Genomic DNA, 19,756 nt, shown 5'->3' with positions numbered 1-19,756 from the left:
AAACAGCAGCGCCCGTTGCAAAGTGTCGTGCTCGCTGCGTTAAGCCGTGGCGCTACTCAACGCAATAAAGAAGCCTGCAATTGAGGCCGACATTAGGTTAGAGAGTGTACCGGCCAATACGGCCTTCACGCCAAAGCGGGCAATCTCTTTACGGCGTGTAGGGGCAATGCTGCCTAAGCCGCCTAGCAAAATAGCAATGGATGACAGGTTGGCAAAGCCACATAACGCAAAGGAAAGAATCGCCATGGTGTGTGGAGTCATCATTTGACCCGTGGCGGCCACCACCTGTTCCCCATCAATGTAGGGAGCCAAGTTGATAAAGGCTACAAACTCATTCACCACCAGTTTTTGACCGATAAACGAACCCGCCAGGGTGGCTTCTTCCCAAGGGACGCCAAGTAAGAAGGCAAGCGGTGAAAATAGCCAGCCGAGAATCAGTTCAAGGCTGAGCGATTCAAAGCCAAACCAACCGCCAATGCCGCCTAGAATACCGTTAATCAGGGCAATAAGTGCAATAAACGCGAGCAGCATGGCACCGACGTTGGCGGCAAGTTTCATGCCTGACGTAGCGCCCGCTGCTGCTGCATCCAATACGTTGGCGGGTTTGTCTTCCTGCTCTTTAAGCTCTTCTTCTACTTTAGAAACGCTGTCGCTATCGGTTGCGTCTTGGGTTTCAGGCATGATCAGCTTGGCAAACAGCAGGCCACCCGGTGCCGCCATAAAGGAAGCGGCGACCAAGTATTCCATCGGAATACCCAAGGCGGCGTAGCCCGCCAGTACCGAACCAGCCACCGATGCCAGGCCACCGCACATCACTGCAAATAGCTGAGAAGGCGTCATGCGAGCGATAAACGGACGTACCACCAGCGGCGCTTCGGTTTGGCCAACAAAGATATTTGCCGTGGCAGAAAGCGATTCGGTGCGAGAAGTGCCGAGTGCTTTTTGCAGCGCGCCGCCTAAAATCCGAATGACCCACTGCATAATGCCTATGTAGTAAAGTACCGCGATGAGTGACGAAAAAAAGATAATCACTGGCAGTACTTTTATGGCAAAAACAAAGCCGACGTTATCGACATCGGCTAAGCCGCCAAACAGAAAGCCAATGCCGTCATTGGCGTAGACCAGTACTTGGCTAACGCCGGACGAAATGGCTTGCAGGACTGCTTGGCCAAAGGGCACATAAAGTACAAATGCACCAATACCCGCCTGGATGGCAAACGCGCCAAGCACGGTGCGCAGCCGAATTGATTTACGGTCGTAAGAGAAGATAAGTGCGATGGTTACCAGCGTAACCATGCCTACCAAGCTCATGATGAGAGTCATGTGGGTACCTTCCGAGCGTGTGAAGTGAAGCGATTACAGTAAGTTTAATTTTACTGAGTAAATCATCGCATTTTGGTAAGCGTCCGGGGTACCCAGCTTATTATCTGAGTAGCGATACTGCACGCCGGTGGTAATCAGCTCAGAAGGATGCCACCACAAGCTAAGCGCGCCGTTGGTGCCCACGCTGCCCGCTTTACCGCCCACGTAGTTTTGTTCCAGGTACTCGTCGTCACGGCCAAAGGTTTGTTCATGCCAGTTAGTGAAACTGAAGTTCTGGTTGAGTGCTGAGAAGTCATAACCTGCTACCCAACCCGCCATAAAGCCGTTCATGCCAGTGTAGCCGTCGCTCTGTACACGTGCTGCGCCAATAAACGGTTTGAACCATAGGCCGTTGTCGAACGTCGTGCGGTAGCCAAGGCCGAGAATTTGATCCTGCTCGCGAGCGTTGAAACCATAATCGCGGAAGTCGTACAGGTGCGCGTAGATCGATAGCGGGCTGTCGCCTAAATAAATATGCGAAGTGATTTTGCCTGCGGTACGAAAGTTGTCTTTACCACCGCTTGATTCGTCAAACTGGTCGTTGGTTGGGTTCTCGAAATCGAAGAAACCGTAGAATTCGCCCCAGCTGTAACCTACGCCGCCTTCGATTTCGACAAACGTGAAGTCGCTTTTTGCTGCGTTACTAGCGGTACGCGCTTCAGTACCGTTAGACCAATCCAAGTAGTTCACCGAAACGTTGGCAAACGACCAAAGGGGCGTCGTTGGTGACGCTGGGGTGTCGTTTGCTAACGCTGGCGTTACCAGCGCAGAGCTAGCCAGTAAAACGCCAGCGCCAAGCGTGACGAAAGAAGAGCGAGAAGGGGTTTGAGCAGTCATGGAAGCCTCAACAGGGTTGTTATGAGTCGTGTGGGCTGGCGTTGATGTTAAAATTATAACATTGAGTGTTATTTTTTTAACGTTGATTTGCAAGTATTACCCCATCAACGCTTTGTATATGTGATATGACTCTCAAATAGTCGAAGAGCAGCGTCTGACAGTGGAAATATAATGAGGGCTGGCTCAGCATAGGCCTTGGATACCCACTAACCGCTGATAACAAATAACGCCTGAACTTGGGATTAAAGGAGAGGTTTGCCATGAATGACCGAAGCGCTCAGCGTTTGGCAATGTTGCAAGAAGCGCTTGCCAGTGGGGGGACATTGCATCTGCGCGATGCTGCTGAGCTGTGCGGTGTTTCTGAAATGACGATCCGTCGGGACGTTACTACGCAGCCTTCGGTGATTAGCTTGTTGGGCGGTCGGTTGGTCATGGCAAACTATCCTGGTGTAACGCCGGTTTATGACTTGACTGAGCAACAGGCCAGCCATTATCAGATTAAGCACCGCCTCTGTCAGCGAGTTGCCAGCTTTATCGAAGACGGCGATACGCTATTCATTGACTGCGGTTCAACACTGATTCCTTTACTTAGTCAGTTAAGCCATTTCCGCGAGCTCACTGTGGTGACGTATGCCCTTAACGTGGCTAACTCAGTGGCCGCGTTGCCTAATGTGCGGTTAGTGCTGCTAGGGGGGCTGTTTTATGCCTCGTCACAATCGTTTGGTAGTGATGGTATGCGTGCTGCGATTGAGCGTTTAGGCATTAATAAAGCACTGATCTCTGCCGCAGGAGTGGACTGCGAACGTGGGGTTAGTTGTTTCCATTTTCATGAGGTGGCGCCAAAACAGGCTGCCATTGCGACCGCTATGCAGCGCCTGTTGATTGTTGATGCCAGTAAATTTGGCTTAGTGCGCCCAGCCTATTTTGCCGCGTTATCCGATTTCGATATTGTCGTGACCGACGATGAGCATGCACCGAAAGTACAAGATTGCCTTCCTCATGCATCACCCAGTGTGACAGTCGCTTAACATATTTTTGAGCATTCAGGGTGCGGCAAAGCGCCTCTTTCTGATTGATCCAGATCAATAGAAAATACTTTAGTCTTAGTTTATGCGCGCTTGGCGTGTGCTGGCTATGACTCGCTGCCAATCCCTTCGGTAGCGCATATTTTTCCCGGAGCAACGCATACGTACCTCACTGTTCTGGGAAAAGTATGGGGTGTTAGTTAGCGAGCTATTTAGCTGGCTATTCAGCTGGTCAAATAGCGCGCTGTTTTGGACAACTCTCTGACGAGATCACACCATGCAACGACATACCCTCTGGCGCAGGCGAGGCACATTCGTGCTCGTCATGTTGTGCCTGTTGTTAACGGGCTGCAGTTCTGCATTGTTGGATCCCAAAGGGCAGATTGGCGTTGAGCAACGCTCGCTAATACTGACCTCATTTGGGCTGATGCTAATTGTAGTTATTCCGGTGATAGTGATGACGCTGCTGTTTGGTTGGCGTTATCGGCGCAGCAATCGCAATGTTGCTAAATACCTACCCGACTGGGCGCACTCTAATGCGATTGAAGTCGCGGTATGGACAGTGCCCTGTTTAATCATCGCTGTCTTAGCGTTTCTTACCTGGAAAACCTCTCATAGTTTAGATCCCCATAAGCCCATCGAAAGCGATACCGCTGCAATGGAAATTCAAGTGGTAGCGCTGGACTGGAAATGGCTGTTCATCTACCCCGAACAAGGCATTGCCAGTGTCAACGAGCTTGCCTTTCCTGTGGATACGCCGGTGCGTTTTCGAGTCAGTTCTGGCTCGGTGATGAATGCGTTCTTTATTCCGCGCTTAGGCAGCCAAATTTATGCCATGGCGGGTATGGATAACGATGTTCATCTAATTGCAGACGACGTCGGCGTTTATCCTGGCCGTTCCACTAATTACAGCGGTGCGGGCTTCTCAGGAATGACTTTCGATGCTCACGTTACCACCCCTGAAGACTTTGAGACGTGGGTTGAAAACGTGCGGGCTGCCAATGAAACCCTGTCCTATCCCGAACGCTATAGCGATTTAGCCAAACCGAGTGAATACCACCCGGTCGAGTACTTCTCTGAGGTGTCTCCGGCGCTCTATACGTCGATTCTGACCAGCTTTCATACCGGTGGCAGCGGGCACGGTGGTCATGGCGACCATGCTAATCACATTGAAGATGTCAGTGATACTGACGATAGCCACGGCGAGTCTGGCGAGCTAGAAAGCGCAGGCGCTACCCATCATCAGGCCGCGTTTGGCCACGTTACCAATCAGCATGCTAGTGAGGATCACGCGATGAGCGGCCATCCCACAAGCGTTGAAGCGGGGGGTTAAGCATGTTTGGAAAACTGACGTTAGAGTCGATTCCGTATCACGAACCGATCATCATGATCGTTGCCGCCATGATGGCGATTGGCGGTGCTGCGCTTATTGGCGCATTAACCTATTACCGAAAGTGGGGCTGGCTGTGGAGCGAGTGGTTTACCTCCGTTGACCACAAAAAGCTCGGTATTATGTATTTTGTGGTTGCCTTGGTGATGCTGCTTCGCGGCTTTGCCGATGCCATTATGATGCGTACCCAGTTGGCTATGGCTGCTGGCGGGGCCGCGGGTTACCTCCCTCCTGAACACTATGATCAGATCTTTACCGCCCATGGCGTGATTATGATCTTTTTCGTTGCGATGCCCATGGTCATCGGCTTGATGAATCTGGTGGTGCCGCTGCAAATTGGCGCCCGCGACGTTGCTTTTCCTTTCCTGAATAACCTGAGTTTTTGGCTGTTCGCGGTGTCCGCGATTCTGGTTAATATTTCCCTGGTAGTAGGAGAGTTCGCCAAAACGGGTTGGCTCGCTTACGCGCCGCTTTCGGGGATAGAGTTTAGCCCTGGTGTGGGGGTCGATTATTGGATATGGGCGTTACAAATATCCGGCATAGGTACGACGCTCACCGGGATTAATTTCTTTGTCACGATCCTGAAAATGCGCACCAAAGGCATGACTATGTTTCGCATGCCTATTTTTACTTGGACATCGCTTTGTGCCAACGTCCTGATTATTGCCTCTTTCCCGATTCTTACCGCGACTATCGCGCTGTTAACCCTAGACCGCTACTTCGGCATGCACTTCTTCACCAATGATTTTGGCGGCAACATGATGATGTACGTCAACCTCATCTGGGCCTGGGGCCATCCGGAAGTGTACATCCTGATCCTGCCAGCCTTTGGCGTGTTCTCTGAAGTGATCGCGACCTTCGCCCGCAAGCGTTTGTTTGGTTACACCACCATGGTATGGGCCACAGTGGCGATCACGCTGCTGTCGTTTATTGTCTGGTTGCACCACTTCTTCACCATGGGGGCTGGCGCTAACGTCAACGCCTTCTTCGGCATTATGACGATGATTATTGCCATTCCTACCGGGGTGAAAGTATTCAACTGGCTGTTCACTATCTTCCGCGGCAGCCTGGAGCTGACCTCGCCGGTGCTATGGACCTTAGGCTTTATTATTACTTTCACCTTAGGCGGTATGACCGGCGTAATGCTGGCGCTACCCGCGGCCAACTTTGTGCTGCATAACAGCCTGTTCGTGATTGCCCACTTCCACAACGTGATTATTGGTGGCGTGGTGTTTGGCATGATGGCGGGCTTAACGTACTGGTTCCCCAAAGCATTCGGTTTCACGCTTAGCGAGAAGTGGGGCAAGCGTTCATTCTGGTGTTGGTTTATTGGCTTCTATGTCGCCTTTATGCCGCTCTATGTGTTGAGCTTCTTTGGTGCGGTGCGCCGCATGCAGTCCTATGCCAACCCAGAGTGGCAGTCGTGGATGATCCTGGCCTGGGTAGGTGCCGTCATCATCATGATGGGCATTGCCTGCACCATTATTCAGTTCTGGGTGAGCATTCGTGATCGCAAGCTGAATGCCGATGTGACTGGCGACCCATGGGATGGCCGTACATTGGAGTGGTCAACTTCCTCACCTGCACCGTTCTACAACTTTGCCCGTTTGCCTGAAGTTGGCGATATCGACAGTTTCTGGTCGCAAAAACAGCGTAGCAATGAGCAGTTGGATGAAGCGCCTTATACCGATATCCACATGCCTCGTAATACCGTGGCAGGGCCGATTATCAGCTTGTTTGCCCTGGTACTTGGTTTTGCACTGGTATGGCACATCTGGTGGCTAGCCGCGGTGGGCGCGCTTGGCGTAGTCATCAGCTTCCTAGCGCGTGTTTTCAACGATGATATCGACTACTACGTACCCGCCGCAGAAGTGGAGCGGATTGAGCGTGAGCACCAGCAGCGCAAAACCGCACCGCCCGCCAGTGACTCAACTGATAGTAAGCAGACAAACTATGCGGAGGCGCGAGCGTAATGGCTACCGATACTCTACATCATGGCGCAACGTCTGAGCCCCATGAACACCATGATGCCAGCGGCACCAAAGTATTTGGCTTTTGGGTCTATCTAATGAGCGATCTGGTGATCTTCGGGTCACTGTTTGCTACCTACGCCGTGCTCATGAAGGGCACGGCGGGCGGCCCGACGGCGGCAGATATTTTCGAGCTGCCTTTCGTACTAGTCGAAACCTTCTTGCTGCTATTTAGTAGCTTTACTTTCGGCATGGGCGTGTTGGCTATGAATGCTGAGCGCATTGGCCAGGTAAAGGCGTGGTTAGCGATAACTTTCCTGCTGGGCGCGGCGTTTGTTGGCATGGAAGTTTATGAGTTCCAGCACTTGATTCATCAAGGGTATGGACCCGATCAGAGTGCGTTTCTCTCGTCGTTTTTCACCCTGGTGGGCACTCACGGGCTGCACGTGACCGTTGGTTTGGTATGGATTCTCGTCATGTTGGTGCAGCTTTCTACCAAAGGGCTAACACCGATGACTCGCCCCAGAATTCTGTGCCTAAGCCTATTCTGGCACTTTTTGGATATCGTCTGGATCTGTGTTTTCTCGTTCGTTTATTTAATGGGAGTGCTGTGAGATGAGCCATTCTTCATCTAATTCAACTTCTTCCCATGGCAGCGTTAAATCGTATGTGACTGGGCTTCTGCTATCTTTAGTGCTAACCGTGATTCCATTCGCGGTCGTTATGAGCGGTGCACTAAGCATCGCCACAACGGTGGTCGTTATCGCAGTAACAGCCGTGCTGCAGATTTTGGTTCAGCTGGTCATGTTTATGCATATGAACACCAAAGCCGACGAAGGGTGGAACGTGATGTCTTTCGTTTTCACGCTGACGATACTTGTCTTGGTGGTAGGGGGCTCTTTATGGATCATGCAGCATCTGCATCTCAACATGATGATCGGTTAACGGTGGTGCCTAGCCGTTGGCGTGACCTGCTCGCGCTAACAAAGCCAGGCATTATTGGCGGCAATCTCATTGCGACCTTAGGCGGTTATTTTTTAGCCGCCCACGGTACCTTTGATTGGGTCACGTTTAGTACGGTCATGTTGGGTATTGCACTGGTCATTGCGTCTGGCTGCGCCTGTAATAACGTTATTGACCGTGATATTGATGCTTTGATGGCGCGTACGCGCCATCGCCCTCTGGCCAAAGGACGTATCTCTATTACTCAGGCATTAGGCGTTTCGGCGCTGCTTGGGGTAGCGGGCGTGGTGTGTTTGGCGCTGGGCACCAACGGCTTAACCGTGGCATTAGCGGTGATAGGCTGGGGCGTTTACGTTGGGGTGTACAGCCTTTATATGAAGCGGCACTCTGAATACGGCACGTTGGTGGGCAGCCTTTCTGGAGCGATGCCGCCGGTTGTTGGTTATTGTGCGGTGACGGGGCAGTTTGATAGCGGTGCTTTCATGCTACTGGTCATCTTCTGCCTTTGGCAGATGCCGCATTCGTATGCCATTGCGATTTTTCGCTATGCGGATTATCGCCGGGCATCGATTCCAGTGCTGCCGGTGGTGCATGGTATCAAACGGGCAAAACACCACATCCTGGGCTACATCGTCGCGTTTATTCCCGCGTCGCTTGCCTTGGTGCTAGCCAGTCAAGCGGGTACGGGCTACCTCTGTGTTGCATTAGCAATGGGAGGCTACTGGCTGTACTTAGCGCTGTGTGGTTTTCGACTAGGTGATGACGTGCGCTGGGCCAAAAAGGTGTTCGGTGTATCGATTCTGACGATTACCGCAATGAGCTTAGTGATGGTACTGGAAGCCATGGTGCCGATGTGGGCGTGAAGAGAACGGACTGAAAACCCTTGGCGGGGGCGCTGTAAACCCATCCCTGGCGAAAGCCCCCCCGCTTCGGGTTGATTCAGCCCTTTACCATTGATAGCGGCTTCAACCTAAAACGCCCCGAGCAGTTTATTCACTGTTCGGGGCGTTTTTATTAGTGGGTACAAAGAGTGGCTAGTGGCCTAGCTTTCCCGCTGGCTCGCCTGAATCGCGGTGAGTGCGATGGTGTAAACGATATCGTCTACCAGCGCGCCACGGGAAAGATCGTTCACTGGTTTGTTCAAGCCCTGCAGCATTGGGCCAACACTGACCACACGGGCACTACGCTGTACGGCTTTGTACGTCGTGTTGCCGGTGTTCAAGTCCGGGAAAACAAACACTGTTGCTTTGCCCGCGACAGGGGAGTCTGGTGCTTTCTGCTTGCCAACGCTATCAATGGCGGCCGCGTCGTACTGTAGCGGGCCATCGATTGCGAGGTGTGGGGCGCGCTCTTTGGCGATGCGGGTAGCTTCGCGCACTTTATCTACATCCGCACCGGTGCCAGAGTCGCCAGTGGAGTAGCTGATCATGGCGACTCGCGGTTCAATGCCAAACGCTTCAGCGGAGCGGGCGCTTTGTAAGGCGATTTCCGCTAGGGTTTCGGCGTCTGGGTCAGGATTCACCGCGCAATCGCCATATACCACTACCTGCTCAGGCAGTAGCATAAAGAAGATTGATGATACCTGATTATATTCCGGTGCCGTTTTGATCAGCTGAAACGCTGGGCGCACCGTGTTGGCGGTGGTGTGCACGGCACCTGATACGAGACCGTCGACTTCGTCTAATTGCAGCATCATCGTGCCCAGCACTACATTGTCCTGGAGTTGGGCCTCGGCGGTTAGCTCGTTCAGTTTGCCGCGGCGACGCTCTACCATCGGGCTGATATAGCTGGCCCGGGTGCTCTCAGGATCAATAATCGTGAGCGAATCTGGCAGCGTCAGGCCGCGATGACGGGCAACGCTTTCGATATCTTCACGCTTACCGAGCAATACGCAGTCGGCAATGCCACGCCGCTGACACACAATCGCAGCTTCAATGGTGCGCGGCTCATCGCCTTCAGGCAACACAATGCGCTTCTTGGCTTGCTGGGCAAGTTTGACAAGCTGATGGCGAAACGCTGATGGGGACAAACGATGGATATAGCCACGGCTGAGCTTGGCCTTAAGCCACTCTAAATCCATGTGGGCAGCCACATAACGTGCTACCTGCTCAGCTCGTTCGAAATCGTCCATGGGGATTTCGCTGCTCAACTGGCTCAGGTTTTGCGCCGTGGTCAAGCTGTCGGTTTCCACTGCCAGTACTGGTAAGCCGGTTTTTAGTGCCGGGCGGCACATTTCAATCATATTGTCGTTAGGCATGAAACCATTCGTGAGCAGCACGCCCGCTAGCTGAGTGCCATTCATGGTTGCTAAGGCAGACGCCAGCATTACGTCGTCACGGTCACCAGAGGCGACAACTAAACTGCCCGGTTTGAAAATATGCAGTGCATTGGCGGCACTTCGTGCGCACAGGCTAGTAGAAAGCACGCGACGACTGGCGGCTTCCCCTTCATTGAGCATCTTGGCATTCAGCGCTCGCGCTACATCTAAGGTGCGCGGTGCGCTTAACGTATTGCTGTAAGGCACTACGCCAATCAGGTGAAAGCTGTCTGTTGCTAGCGCTGGCGAATAGCGACGCAGTTCATTCAGTATCGGCTCTTCAAGGTGGGGCTTAATCGTGCCGGGTGCTGCAGAAAGGTCGTCTTCCTGACCATAAGGCAGGTTTTTCATGCGCATTAAAATGCCGCCAAGCGTGCGGCTGGAGCTAACGCCACCAAAGCTTCTGGCATGCATGTCCAGCTCTTCGGCAAGCTGTTGCGGCTCATTTAAATCGCCAGAGCCGACCAAAATGATTCGCGCATTAAGCGCATCTGCCAACTGAGCGTTGGTTTGGGTGGCGTAAGTAGTATGTTGGGTTGGAACAACGCCTTCTACCACGACCAAATCTAGTGCGCTGCCATCTTTATAGGCTTGCTGGGTGACCTGCTCAAAGAGCTCAATGACGTTCTCCATTAGCTCATCGGTTTGATCATCACGCAATAAGCGTTCTAGCCTTGCCTGGGAAATAGGCGACGGAGGGCGTTGATTGAGCGTGCGCGACACCAGGGCCGTTGAGCGGTCAAGCCCTGGGCCGTTCAGCTCATTTTGCATAAATGGTTTTAAAAAGCCGGCTTTTAAGCCGATGGTATCCAGTGCTTGAATTAACCCAAGGCAAGCGGAAGTTAGCCCAGCGCCCATGCTGGTGGGTACCAGTAAGATAGCTTGGGGTTGCTCGACGGTGTTGTTCATTTAGTCGTCTCCACGCAGTGGCGGGTTTCCATGGCGATACGACCCTCTTCATCCGTAGGAATTACCCACACTTCGGGGCCATCGTGGTCGGTGTTGTCCAGCTTGCCTTCTTTGCCCCGAATAGTGGCTTCGTTAGCCACTTCATCTAAACTGAAATGGAAGTGGGGCAGTAGCGCCAGTACGTCACGGCGAACGATCGGTGAGTTTTCGCCGATGCCGCCGGTAAAAATAACGCCATCGAGTCGAGGTAAGGCGCAAGAGAGGGCGGCTAACGATTTAGCAATGCGGTAACAGAATACCTCTAGCGCCAGTTTGGCACCTTTATGGCCAGCCAGCGCTTGGTCTTCTACTTCACGCATATCATTGGTTAGGCCGGAGAGGCCCAGCAAACCACTCTGCTTGTTGAGTACGTTATCGATCTCATCCATTGACCAACCAAGCTGGCGGTGAAGGTGAGCGTGCAAGCCAGGGTCAACATCGCCGCTGCGGGTTCCCATCACCAAGCCCTCTAACGGCGTAAGTCCCATGCTGGTATCCAGGCTTTGATTGTTCCATATAGCACTAGTAGAGCAGCCGTTCCCCAAGTGAGCGGTTAACCAACCTCCTGCACCGCGGCTACTTAGTTCGCCCGCGCGCTGACTGACATACGCATGGCTAGTGCCATGGAAGCCGTAGCGACGGATGCCGTGCTCGGTGTACAAGGCTTCCGGTAGGGCATAACGGTAGGCGCGGGGCGGTAGTGTCTGGTGAAAGGCCGTATCAAACACGGCTACCTGAGGCAAGTCTGGAAAGACGTGCCGGGTGGCGGCAATGCCAGCCAAGTTAGCAGGGTTATGCAGTGGGGCGAGCGCTGCTGTGGTTTCTATTGCGGTTATAACGCTATCGTCAATCATAGCTGCCTGGGTGAAGTGTTCGCCGCCGTGAACAATGCGGTGTCCAACTGCGCTGGGTACTCGACCCTCCAGGCGCTTAAGGATAGCGCTTAGTGCTTCAGCGTGATCAGCATTGGGCAGGGCTTGGGTAAAGCTTTCACCTGCGCCGTTCTTGCCTTTTAAGCGGGCTTCGCTACTCCCTAAACGCTCTGCTATGCCAGCTAAGCGCGGTGCCTGAGGGTCAGAATCAATCAATGCATATTTGATAGAAGAAGAGCCACAGTTAATGACCAGCACCGGTGTGTTCATAACAACCTTTGTAAAGTAGTTAGCGTAAAAGAGGGGATAGACCTTAGTATAACATGCTGCGCTGCATGATATTAGCGCGGTATTGCGTTAGCCTTCACCATAAAATGTCGTCATCCTGCTGTTTAATCTACTTAACGTGAGCCGTTTTGTTCCTATGCCTTCTACGTCGTTACCAACGCTACTGCCTCGCCACCTAGCCATTTTTTTGATGATGTCGGTGGCTACTATGTTCGCAGCTAACCACGTTTCCGCGCGGCTTGCGTTTGATAATGGTACTGGCTTACTTCTTGCGGTATTGATGCGTTCTGGCGTGGCGTGTTTGATTTTGCTGACACTGGTCGTGGTTCAAAAAAAGCGGCTTTGGCTACCGCCCGGCACATGGCCATGGCAGTTGGCAGTAGGGCTTCTGATTGCCATCCAAAGTGTGAGCCTTTATTCAGCGGTTGCACGTTTGCCAGTGGTCATTGCATTGTTGCTCGTTAACACCTTTCCTATCCAATTGGCGCTATTGAGTTGGGCGCTGGGCGGACCTCGGCCTTCGCTGCGCAGTTGCCTGATTATGGGCACTATTTTGATTGGGCTGCTAGTGGTGCTCGATATACCGAGTTGGTTCGCGGATGCCAATGCCATGGGGTCCGAGTGGTTGGTCGGTATTGGGTTCGGGCTAAGTGCCGCTTTTGCGTTTGCTTGCGCGCTTTGGGTCACCGAGCATCGATTAGCAAGGGTTGGCAGCACCTTACGTAGCCTGCTGACCATGCAAACGGTGTTTATTGTCATGATCGTTGGCGGGTTGCTAGGGGTGGTTCCTGGGGGAATGAGCTTGCCGGATAACAGCGCAGGCTGGACAGGACTAGCGTTATTAGCCTTGCTATACGGTAGTGCTTTTTCCCTACTGTTTATTTTTGTGCCACGCCTGGACATGGCGCGCAATGCCCCGGTTATGAACTTCGAGCCAGTAGCGTCGTTACTGCTTGGTTATATCGTTCTAGGTCAGATGCTAAGCCCAAGCCAACTCGTAGGTGGAGCAGTGGTCGTTGGTGGCATTGTTGTGCTCAGCCTTTCTAAAGGTAGGTAAACAGGAGAGGAAAAAGGAAACTATATGCAAGTTGGGTCGGCAGATTGCGTTCTCCTTAAGTATGAGCCACAATTAAAAAGTGTAAGGAAACACTGTTTTTTAACTGAGGTTTAACTTATGAAGATGACCGTATTATCACTCACCTCTGCCGCTCTTTTAGTTGGTGCGGGTACGTTCGCGGCATCGGCTCAAGCGCAACAATCCTTCCAGTACCCACAAGGATATGTGGGCGGCGATGCCATGTTTTGGAGCCTGAACCCAGAAAGAGGTTCTTCACGCGATGACGTTGGTTTGCGTCTCCGTGGTGGGGCACAGTTCAATGACTATTTCGCCTTAGAAGGTCATTTGGGCACCGGTGGTTCAGATGGTGGCGCCGAGCTAGATCACGTTGCGGGTGCTTATGCGAAAGGCATCGTACCCATTGCACCGGAAGTGCGTTTGTATGGCTTAGCGGGCTTCACTGAGGTTGATATTAACAACGACCGTGAAACCGGTTTCTCCTACGGTGCCGGTGCGGAAATGGATATCAGTTCCAATGTATCAGTAGGCGCTGACTACATGCGCTATCTGGATAAATCTGCCTATGATTTTGATGCTGCCAGTGTAGGCCTAAAGTACCGTTTTTAAGGCAATCGCCTAACACTTGATTAACCTGCCAGCAGAAACAAAGCCCTATTGCTAACCCTAGCGATAGGGCTTTTTTTTTTTGCGCTAAGCAAAAGGGGCTTGCTAGCGAATGGTAAGGGTATCTGGTTCGCATAATAAGTTGATGTATCGAGGGAAAGTCATTGGAGTGACTTTATTGGGCGCTTGTTCATAATGAAAATATTGTTAGCGTGCTAATGGTTTGTTAGACTAAAGTATTCCACCTAATAATATCTCCAAGCGGTGACATCGTCGCTTTGGTGCTCGTCAATGAGAAATCCCAATGTCCCCTGATCAAAAATTTACTCGCTGGGTGAAAATAGCCCTGACCGTATTTTTATTGCTGTTCGTTTACTTCTTAATGGCCGATAGCTTTATGCCCATGACGCCTGAGGCGCGGGCAATGCGCCCCGTCACCAGCATTGCTCCTGAGCTAAGCGGCCCTGTGCAAGAAGTTGTGGTGAGAGACCATCAGTCGGTAACCCAGGGTGATGTGCTGTTTCGCTTAGACCCATCACCCTTTCAAATCGCTCACTCCCAAGCCCAATTAAAACGGGAGCAAGCGGAGCAAGAAAACGCCCGCTTAAATGCAGAGCTAGCGGCTGCCAGGGCATCACTTGCCTCGGCACAGGCTACTTTCGATGAGCGCAGCGGTGAGCGCCGTCGTGCTGAAGCGCTGCTTGGGCGTCAGGGGATTTCTCGCCAGCAGTACGAACAGCAGGTCGCGGCCGAACATACCGCACAGGCGGCTGTGGCATCTGCCCAGGCACAGATTGAAAGCTTAGAGGTACAGTTGGGAGAAGAGGGCGACGATAACTTACGCCTTCGCCAAGCGAATAATGCCCTTGAAAAAGCTGAACTGGATTTAGCCCATACGGTGGTAAAAGCGCCAGAGTCCGGTGTGGTCGCTAATCTTCAGCTACAGCCTGGCCATTATGTGCAGGCGGGGCAGCCTGCGGTGGCGCTGGTCGCGAGCACGGTAGAGGTCGTGGCTGATTTTCGTGAAAAGAGCCTGCGCCATGTGGCGCTTGGCGATGAAGCAAAAGTGGTATTCGATGCGTTGCCTGGACGAATTTTTGAAGGGCATGTCAGTGCCTTTGACGCCGGCACCCGCGCAGGCCAGCAGGCAGCGGATGGTCAACTTGTGGATATTCCTGCTTCAGATCGTTGGATACGAGATGCGCAACGTGCGCGTATTCATGTGGCGTTAGATACGCCGTTGACTGAACTACCCCCGAGTGGTGCGCGGGCAACAGTGCAACTAGTGCCGGGCGAACATGACATGGCTAAACCGTTTGCATGGTTGCAGGCGCACCTGATTAGTTGGCTGCACTATGTTTACTAAAGCGGCTATTAAAACGGTTATTAAAAAAACACCCATTAATAAGCCAGCGCTCTCTCAAAACGGCCTGCGCCAGTGCCTGCGGGTAGCGGGAGGCGGTTCGCTGGGGTTTATTATCAGCCAATTGATGGGCTGGAATTATGGCGTTTTTTTTACCGTTTTCCCGATGTTCTTGTTGGGTATGGTACCCATTTTAAATGGCAGCATCATTCGCCAGTTTTTGGCGAACGTTAGCTTGAATGCTTTGGAAGTCAGCTTGGTGGTGGGGCTTCTAAAGCATATGCCGGTAGTGATGACGCTGGCCGTACTAGGTCTGTTTTTGCTGCGCTTCAATCTAATGGCAAAAGGCCCGCTGTTTCTGTTTGGCGCGAATGGCGTGTTGACGCTAAGCATATTGCTGCACTTTGCTAGCTACCCTGGTGTTGATTTAAGCGATCTGTTGGCGAGTAATATTATGGCCAGCCTGCTGGCGGTATTTATTGCCATGTTGATGCATACGCTATTTCCCGATGTTGAACCCCGCCAGCCACCACCGCGTGGTACAAAGCCTGCAGCCCAAATTCGCCATGAAACATTGATGGGCGGCATTACGGCCACACTCTCGTTTGTAGTGTTCCAAATGTTTGACCTTCGCGATTCGCTGTCAGCGCAAATGGCCACCATTCTGATTCTGTTTGCTTTAGGTTATTCCGGCGCTCGAGTGTCGGCAGGTAAGCGAGCCATCGGCACGCTACTGGGCTGTAATCTGGCGCTGGCAATGCAGCTATTGCTTTACACCCAAAGCCATCATTTTTTGCTGGTGATTTTGCTCTATTGGCTTGGACTAATGCTGTTTGCTAGAGAACATATTTTGGAAGGTGGCGGCTCAGGCATTGGCTTTGGAGGGCTGACAACATTGGGTATTCTCTTTGGCCAATCGTTAGGCCCGCAGCAAGACCTTGTTTATAGTGCGCTTTATCGGTTCTCTTCGATGAGCGTTGCGCTCGTGGGTACCTTGTTGGTCATGGCTTGTTTGCACTGTTTGCTAAATAGTTGGCAGCCAACGCGCCTGCCTAAAAGTAATTGAGGTAACTTTTCTAACAAAGGCTACGCTAAGGAAGGTGTCGCCATTCGAAGTGAGTATTCACTTAGTGAGCGACATCATCCCCACTAACGGATTAGAGGTGTTCGTCATGGCAAGTGGCAAAGAAGATAAAGTGAAAGGTACTGTCAATAAGGCCGCCGGAAAAGTTAAGGAAGCAGCTGGCAAAGTAACCGGAAGTAGTAAAACAGAAGCTAAGGGTAAAGCCCAACAAGTAAAGGGCGAACTGCAGAAAGGTAAAGGTAAGGCCAAAGAGAAGGCTAAGAAATAGCGTCTAGCCAGGGCATTTCAATGCCAACAGAGGTCAATAACCTCTGTTGGCTTTCAGGTGGTAACTCAGTAGTGACCAAGCAGCTTCCACCATAAACCACCAACGACCACCCAAATAAGCAGGTTCACCACGCTCATAATGAAACCTGCTTTCCACCACTCTCCCAGCGTCAGGTAGCCTGAGCCAAAGATGACTGGTGAGGTGCCTGTGGCGTAATGGGTTAAGGTCATCATAATCGAAGATGTGGCCGCCATAATCAGTACAAAAGGCATAGGTGGGGCGCCGAGGCTTAAGCCAACGGTGAGAAATGCTGCCATCATCGCGGTGATGTGTGCAGTCGTGCTGGCAAAAAAGTAGTGGGTATAAAGAAAGGTGAGTACTAAGAGTGCAGAGGCTCCCGCCCAACCAATCCCCATCGTGGTAATCCAGCTCTGCATATTCGCTGAAAACCAACTAATAAGGCCTGTTTCGTTAAGTTGGCTAGCCATCATGATAAGAGCACCAAACCACAGCAGCGTATCCCAGGCATTTTTTTCTTTCAGCACATCTTCCCAGGTCAAAACCCCTGTTAGCAGGAGTAGCGATAAGCCAATAAACGCAGACGTGGTGGTATTAAGCGTGACCGCATCCCCCAGGAAAATCGCTGGGATATCCGCCCAAAGCAGAAGCAGCACTAAGAAAACGAGCAACATGATGCCTTCGTTTCGGCTTAGCTTTCCGAGTTCGGCAAGTTTGTCTCTCGCCAATTGAGTGGCATTCGGGGTTTCTTTAATTTCTGGTGGGTAAAGCAGGTACAGAATGTACGGCATCGCCAGGATGGCGACCAAGCCCGGCAGCAGCATGGCGACCGCCCAGGTTAACCAACTCAGCTGTATTTCTGCTCCAGTGGCGGACGAGATAAGTTGAACGGTTAATGGGTTAGGGGCGGTGGCAGTGATGAACATAGCCGAGGTGATGGGGTTGCTGTGGTAATTAACCAGCGCTAGATATTTGCCGATTTTACCAGACGTATTGTCTTCAGGATGTGAGTCAAAGCTGTGAGCGATAGAGCGCATAATGGGGTGGATAATACCGCCACCTCGCGCCGTATTACTTGGGGTAACTGGCGCAATTGTTAGCTCGGAAAAGGCGAGGCCATAGCCGATCCCCAGTGTACGTTTGCCAAAAATCGAGATGAAGTAGTAGCCAATACGTGCACCCAGGCCAGTTTTAATCAACCCGCGTGAAATCATAATCGCAATGGCAATTAACCAGATAAGTGGGTTGGCATAACTGCTTAAGGCGACATTGATGGCCTCGCCTGGCGTATCGCCGGTCACGCCACTTGCCGCGACAATAGAAATCGCAATCACAGAGATCGCCCCAATAGGCATGGCTTTGCCGATGATAGCGACAATAGTGCCGACAAATATTGCCAGCATAAGCCAAGCGTTTGGCGTCAGCCCTTCTGGCAAAGGAATCACCAGCCAAATCAATAGAGTGGTGGCCACAGCAATTGCGGTCGACCAGGGTTTGAAAGGTAGTGTCGACATAATGGGTACCTATAGATTAAAAAAGCTCTTTAATTCTTGATTTAGTTTATATTTTTTGACGCTAGATAACTTGCGCTACGTCAATTGTTGGCTCAATAGAGATGATTTTATAGTGTAGTTGTTTTTTATGTGACGATCTGTAAGTCATCTAATTTAAAAGCTTTATTTTTTTTCTATAATCGGATTGCTGCTGCAAATGTATTTTTTAAAATGAATAGCTAATGGTTTATTTAGATCTGTTTTAATTATTTTTTATTTTTTTGATGCTTATCAGTTTTTTATTTAAATATTGGCCTATAGTTAGCGTCATGGAAGGTTAAGTGCTGGTGGTTATATGCCGTAATAAGTGCCTGTTATTTAGCCTGAAAAAATGCATAGCATGGTGATTTATTAGAGGTGGAGAGCAATGGATAATGCACAAACGAGTGATAATAAAGCAGTAAAACGCTTTCGTTTTCCCACGGCTTTTACCATTTTATTTAGTCTAACTATCCTTGCTGCGGTGATGACGTGGTTTGTTCCAGCGGGGCAGTATGAGCGGGAATTTGACGAATCGTTGGGGCGAGAAGTTACCGTGGTGGGCAGCTATCAAGAAGTAGCGCCTAATCCACAAAATGCCTGGGATGTGTTGATGGCTCCAATAGCAGGGCTTTATGACCCTGCGACCAATGTGGCCAACGCAATCGATGTGGCGCTTTTTGTACTGATTATTGGCGGTTTTATTGGTGTTGTGACGGCTACCGGGGCGATTGATGCCGGTATTGGGCGAGCCATGAAACGCATGGTAGGGCATGAGAAATGGATAATTCCATTGCTAATGGGGCTATTCGCCCTCGGTGGCTCTACCTATGGAATGGCCGAGGAGACGCTGGCCTTCTACATGCTGTTAATTCCCATCATCATTGCCGCTGGCTATGACTCGGTAACGGCCGTTGCCATTATCTTGCTAGGGGCAGGGGTGGGGGTGTTGGGTTCAACAGTCAATGCCTTCGCGACGGTCATCGCTTCTGATGCTGCTGGTATCCCTTTCACCGAAGGTCTTGTTCTGAGGCTGGTGATTCTTGCGCTGTGTTTCGTGGCGACGGTTCTATATGTGATGCGCTATGCAGCCCGTGTTCGCCGCAGTCACGATGCTTCCATTGTCAGTGATCAGTATGAGGCGGATCGCGAGTATTTTCTGAGCCAGCGCGATGCGGAAACGCTGCCGTTTACCCGCACTCGTAAGCTAGTGCTCATTCTGTTCGCGTGCACCTTCATCATTATGGTGTGGGGCGTATTGGCAGCCGATTGGTGGATGGGCGAAATGACGGCACTCTTTCTGGCATCCAGCCTAGTGGTCGGCGTTGTTTCCCGGTTGGGTGAGGTGCGCTTTGTCGACTCCTTTGTAGGCGGCGCCAAAGAGCTATTAGGCGTGGCGCTGATTATCGGCTTGGCCAGAGGAATCGTTGTCATTATGGATGCCGGCCTTGTCACCGACACGTTACTGCATTGGTCTGAAGAGCGGGTGAGTGGTCTTTCCAGCATCGCCTTTATAAACGTGATGTATTGGTTACAGGTGATGATGTCGTTTTTTGTCCCCTCTTCATCAGGGTTGGCGGTGATGAGTATGCCTGTTCTAGCTCCGATGGCGGACTTCGCTGGAGTGGGGCGAGATTTGGTGGTGACCGCTTATCAATCGGCGAACGGATTAGTGAACCTAATCAACCCGACCTTTGCCGTGGTCATGGGGGCGTTGGCGATTGGGCGTGTGCCCTATGAACGCTGGCTGCGATTCATGTGGCCGCTGCTGTTGATCCTGACGGTGATCATTCTTGCCTGCCTGAGTCTGGCAGCTCTTATAGGCTGAGGTTCGTCGG

17 protein-coding genes are annotated in these 19,756 nt (G+C 51.7%); 12 read left to right on the top strand and 5 right to left on the bottom strand.

Features of this window, described 5'->3' with window-relative positions; translation table 11 throughout:
• Positions 1-39: 39 nt before the first annotated feature.
• Together JFC11_RS00960 and JFC11_RS00955 are read right to left on the bottom strand one after the other, a co-directional pair.
• Positions 40-1,323: a NupC/NupG family nucleoside CNT transporter gene (locus JFC11_RS00960; protein WP_038482121.1), complete on the bottom strand. Its 1,284-nt coding sequence runs from the start codon at positions 1,321-1,323 to the stop codon at positions 40-42.
• Between the two features lie 33 nt (positions 1,324-1,356).
• A complete protein-coding gene (locus JFC11_RS00955; protein ID WP_198348501.1) occupies positions 1,357-2,199 on the bottom strand; it encodes an outer membrane protein OmpK in 843 nt (280 codons plus the stop codon).
• A gap of 260 nt (positions 2,200-2,459) precedes the next feature.
• Here JFC11_RS00955 and JFC11_RS00950 point away from each other — a divergent pair, with 260 nt between their 5' ends.
• The 6 genes from JFC11_RS00950 (at position 2,460) to cyoE (ending at position 8,410) form a co-directional block, all read left to right on the top strand.
• Positions 2,460-3,227: a DeoR/GlpR family DNA-binding transcription regulator gene (locus JFC11_RS00950; protein WP_120385583.1), complete on the top strand. Its 768-nt coding sequence runs from the start codon at positions 2,460-2,462 to the stop codon at positions 3,225-3,227.
• A 274-nt stretch (positions 3,228-3,501) separates the two neighbouring features.
• The gene (gene cyoA / locus JFC11_RS00945; RefSeq protein WP_038482127.1) at positions 3,502-4,557 is read left to right on the top strand and encodes a ubiquinol oxidase subunit II; all 1,056 of its coding nucleotides are present in this window, start codon (positions 3,502-3,504) and stop codon (positions 4,555-4,557) included.
• A gap of 2 nt (positions 4,558-4,559) precedes the next feature.
• Complete coding sequence (cyoB, locus tag JFC11_RS00940; RefSeq protein WP_120385582.1) at positions 4,560-6,587, top strand: cytochrome o ubiquinol oxidase subunit I; 2,028 nt, start codon at positions 4,560-4,562, stop codon at positions 6,585-6,587.
• Positions 6,587-7,198 (top strand): cytochrome o ubiquinol oxidase subunit III, encoded by a 612-nt coding sequence (cyoC, locus tag JFC11_RS00935; protein ID WP_038482132.1) that lies wholly within the window; start codon positions 6,587-6,589, stop codon positions 7,196-7,198. The genes cyoB and cyoC overlap by 1 nt, the downstream gene beginning before the upstream one ends.
• 1 nt (position 7,199) lies before the next feature.
• A complete protein-coding gene (cyoD, locus tag JFC11_RS00930; RefSeq protein ID WP_009722391.1) occupies positions 7,200-7,529 on the top strand; it encodes a cytochrome o ubiquinol oxidase subunit IV in 330 nt (109 codons plus the stop codon).
• Positions 7,487-8,410 (top strand): heme o synthase, encoded by a 924-nt coding sequence (gene cyoE, locus JFC11_RS00925; RefSeq protein ID WP_038482136.1) that lies wholly within the window; start codon positions 7,487-7,489, stop codon positions 8,408-8,410. Before cyoD ends, cyoE begins: the two co-directional genes overlap by 43 nt.
• Before the next feature lie 179 nt (positions 8,411-8,589).
• On the opposite strand, the gene pta is transcribed toward cyoE, so the two are convergent.
• Both pta and JFC11_RS00915 read right to left on the bottom strand, forming a co-directional pair.
• Positions 8,590-10,773, bottom strand: coding sequence for a phosphate acetyltransferase (pta, locus tag JFC11_RS00920; RefSeq protein ID WP_198348500.1), 2,184 nt, complete (start codon positions 10,771-10,773; stop codon positions 8,590-8,592).
• The gene (locus JFC11_RS00915; RefSeq protein WP_198348499.1) at positions 10,770-11,954 is read right to left on the bottom strand and encodes an acetate/propionate family kinase; all 1,185 of its coding nucleotides are present in this window, start codon (positions 11,952-11,954) and stop codon (positions 10,770-10,772) included. Before JFC11_RS00915 ends, pta begins: the two co-directional genes overlap by 4 nt.
• 154 nt (positions 11,955-12,108) lie before the next feature.
• Here JFC11_RS00915 and JFC11_RS00910 point away from each other — a divergent pair, with 154 nt between their 5' ends.
• From JFC11_RS00910 to JFC11_RS00890, 5 genes are all read left to right on the top strand, one after another.
• Positions 12,109-13,029: an EamA family transporter gene (locus JFC11_RS00910; RefSeq protein ID WP_095602502.1), complete on the top strand. Its 921-nt coding sequence runs from the start codon at positions 12,109-12,111 to the stop codon at positions 13,027-13,029.
• Between the two features lie 117 nt (positions 13,030-13,146).
• Positions 13,147-13,656 carry a porin family protein gene (locus tag JFC11_RS00905; RefSeq protein ID WP_038482147.1) on the top strand — a complete coding sequence of 170 codons (510 nt, stop codon included), beginning with the start codon at positions 13,147-13,149 and terminating at the stop codon, positions 13,654-13,656.
• Between the two features lie 301 nt (positions 13,657-13,957).
• Positions 13,958-15,019 carry an HlyD family secretion protein gene (locus JFC11_RS00900; RefSeq protein WP_198348498.1) on the top strand — a complete coding sequence of 354 codons (1,062 nt, stop codon included), beginning with the start codon at positions 13,958-13,960 and terminating at the stop codon, positions 15,017-15,019.
• Positions 15,009-16,082 (top strand): DUF2955 domain-containing protein, encoded by a 1,074-nt coding sequence (locus tag JFC11_RS00895; protein ID WP_198348497.1) that lies wholly within the window; start codon positions 15,009-15,011, stop codon positions 16,080-16,082. The genes JFC11_RS00900 and JFC11_RS00895 overlap by 11 nt, the downstream gene beginning before the upstream one ends.
• A 106-nt stretch (positions 16,083-16,188) precedes the next feature.
• The gene (locus JFC11_RS00890) at positions 16,189-16,368 is read left to right on the top strand and encodes a CsbD family protein (RefSeq protein WP_038486547.1); all 180 of its coding nucleotides are present in this window, start codon (positions 16,189-16,191) and stop codon (positions 16,366-16,368) included.
• A gap of 65 nt (positions 16,369-16,433) precedes the next feature.
• Here JFC11_RS00890 and JFC11_RS00885 read toward each other — a convergent pair whose 3' ends face one another.
• Positions 16,434-17,900 (bottom strand): DASS family sodium-coupled anion symporter, encoded by a 1,467-nt coding sequence (locus tag JFC11_RS00885; RefSeq protein WP_198348496.1) that lies wholly within the window; start codon positions 17,898-17,900, stop codon positions 16,434-16,436.
• A gap of 406 nt (positions 17,901-18,306) precedes the next feature.
• Here JFC11_RS00885 and JFC11_RS00880 point away from each other — a divergent pair, with 406 nt between their 5' ends.
• Positions 18,307-19,746 (top strand): YfcC family protein, encoded by a 1,440-nt coding sequence (locus JFC11_RS00880; protein ID WP_198348495.1) that lies wholly within the window; start codon positions 18,307-18,309, stop codon positions 19,744-19,746.
• Positions 19,747-19,756 lie beyond the last annotated feature (10 nt).

The organism is Vreelandella alkaliphila (genome assembly GCF_016107625.1).
In the GTDB taxonomy this organism is placed as follows: domain Bacteria; phylum Pseudomonadota; class Gammaproteobacteria; order Pseudomonadales; family Halomonadaceae; genus Vreelandella; species Vreelandella alkaliphila.
This window is presented reverse-complemented; position numbering and strand designations above follow the sequence as displayed.

Bases quoted from the DNA above. Each gene is read 5' to 3' on its own strand.
- JFC11_RS00960 (WP_038482121.1), bottom strand. From the start codon at position 1,323: ATGACTCTCATCATGAGCTTGGTAGGCATGGTTACGCTGGTAACCATC.
- JFC11_RS00955 (WP_198348501.1), bottom strand. From the start codon at position 2,199: ATGACTGCTCAAACCCCTTCTCGCTCTTCTTTCGTCACGCTTGGCGCT.
- JFC11_RS00950 (WP_120385583.1), top strand. From the start codon at position 2,460: ATGAATGACCGAAGCGCTCAGCGTTTGGCAATGTTGCAAGAAGCGCTT.
- cyoA (WP_038482127.1), top strand. From the start codon at position 3,502: ATGCAACGACATACCCTCTGGCGCAGGCGAGGCACATTCGTGCTCGTC.
- cyoB (WP_120385582.1), top strand. From the start codon at position 4,560: ATGTTTGGAAAACTGACGTTAGAGTCGATTCCGTATCACGAACCGATC.
- cyoC (WP_038482132.1), top strand. From the start codon at position 6,587: ATGGCTACCGATACTCTACATCATGGCGCAACGTCTGAGCCCCATGAA.
- cyoD (WP_009722391.1), top strand. From the start codon at position 7,200: ATGAGCCATTCTTCATCTAATTCAACTTCTTCCCATGGCAGCGTTAAA.
- cyoE (WP_038482136.1), top strand. From the start codon at position 7,487: ATGGATCATGCAGCATCTGCATCTCAACATGATGATCGGTTAACGGTG.
- pta (WP_198348500.1), bottom strand. From the start codon at position 10,773: ATGAACAACACCGTCGAGCAACCCCAAGCTATCTTACTGGTACCCACC.
- JFC11_RS00915 (WP_198348499.1), bottom strand. From the start codon at position 11,954: ATGAACACACCGGTGCTGGTCATTAACTGTGGCTCTTCTTCTATCAAA.
- JFC11_RS00910 (WP_095602502.1), top strand. From the start codon at position 12,109: ATGCCTTCTACGTCGTTACCAACGCTACTGCCTCGCCACCTAGCCATT.
- JFC11_RS00905 (WP_038482147.1), top strand. From the start codon at position 13,147: ATGAAGATGACCGTATTATCACTCACCTCTGCCGCTCTTTTAGTTGGT.
- JFC11_RS00900 (WP_198348498.1), top strand. From the start codon at position 13,958: ATGTCCCCTGATCAAAAATTTACTCGCTGGGTGAAAATAGCCCTGACC.
- JFC11_RS00895 (WP_198348497.1), top strand. From the start codon at position 15,009: ATGTTTACTAAAGCGGCTATTAAAACGGTTATTAAAAAAACACCCATT.
- JFC11_RS00890 (WP_038486547.1), top strand. From the start codon at position 16,189: ATGGCAAGTGGCAAAGAAGATAAAGTGAAAGGTACTGTCAATAAGGCC.
- JFC11_RS00885 (WP_198348496.1), bottom strand. From the start codon at position 17,900: ATGTCGACACTACCTTTCAAACCCTGGTCGACCGCAATTGCTGTGGCC.
- JFC11_RS00880 (WP_198348495.1), top strand. From the start codon at position 18,307: ATGGATAATGCACAAACGAGTGATAATAAAGCAGTAAAACGCTTTCGT.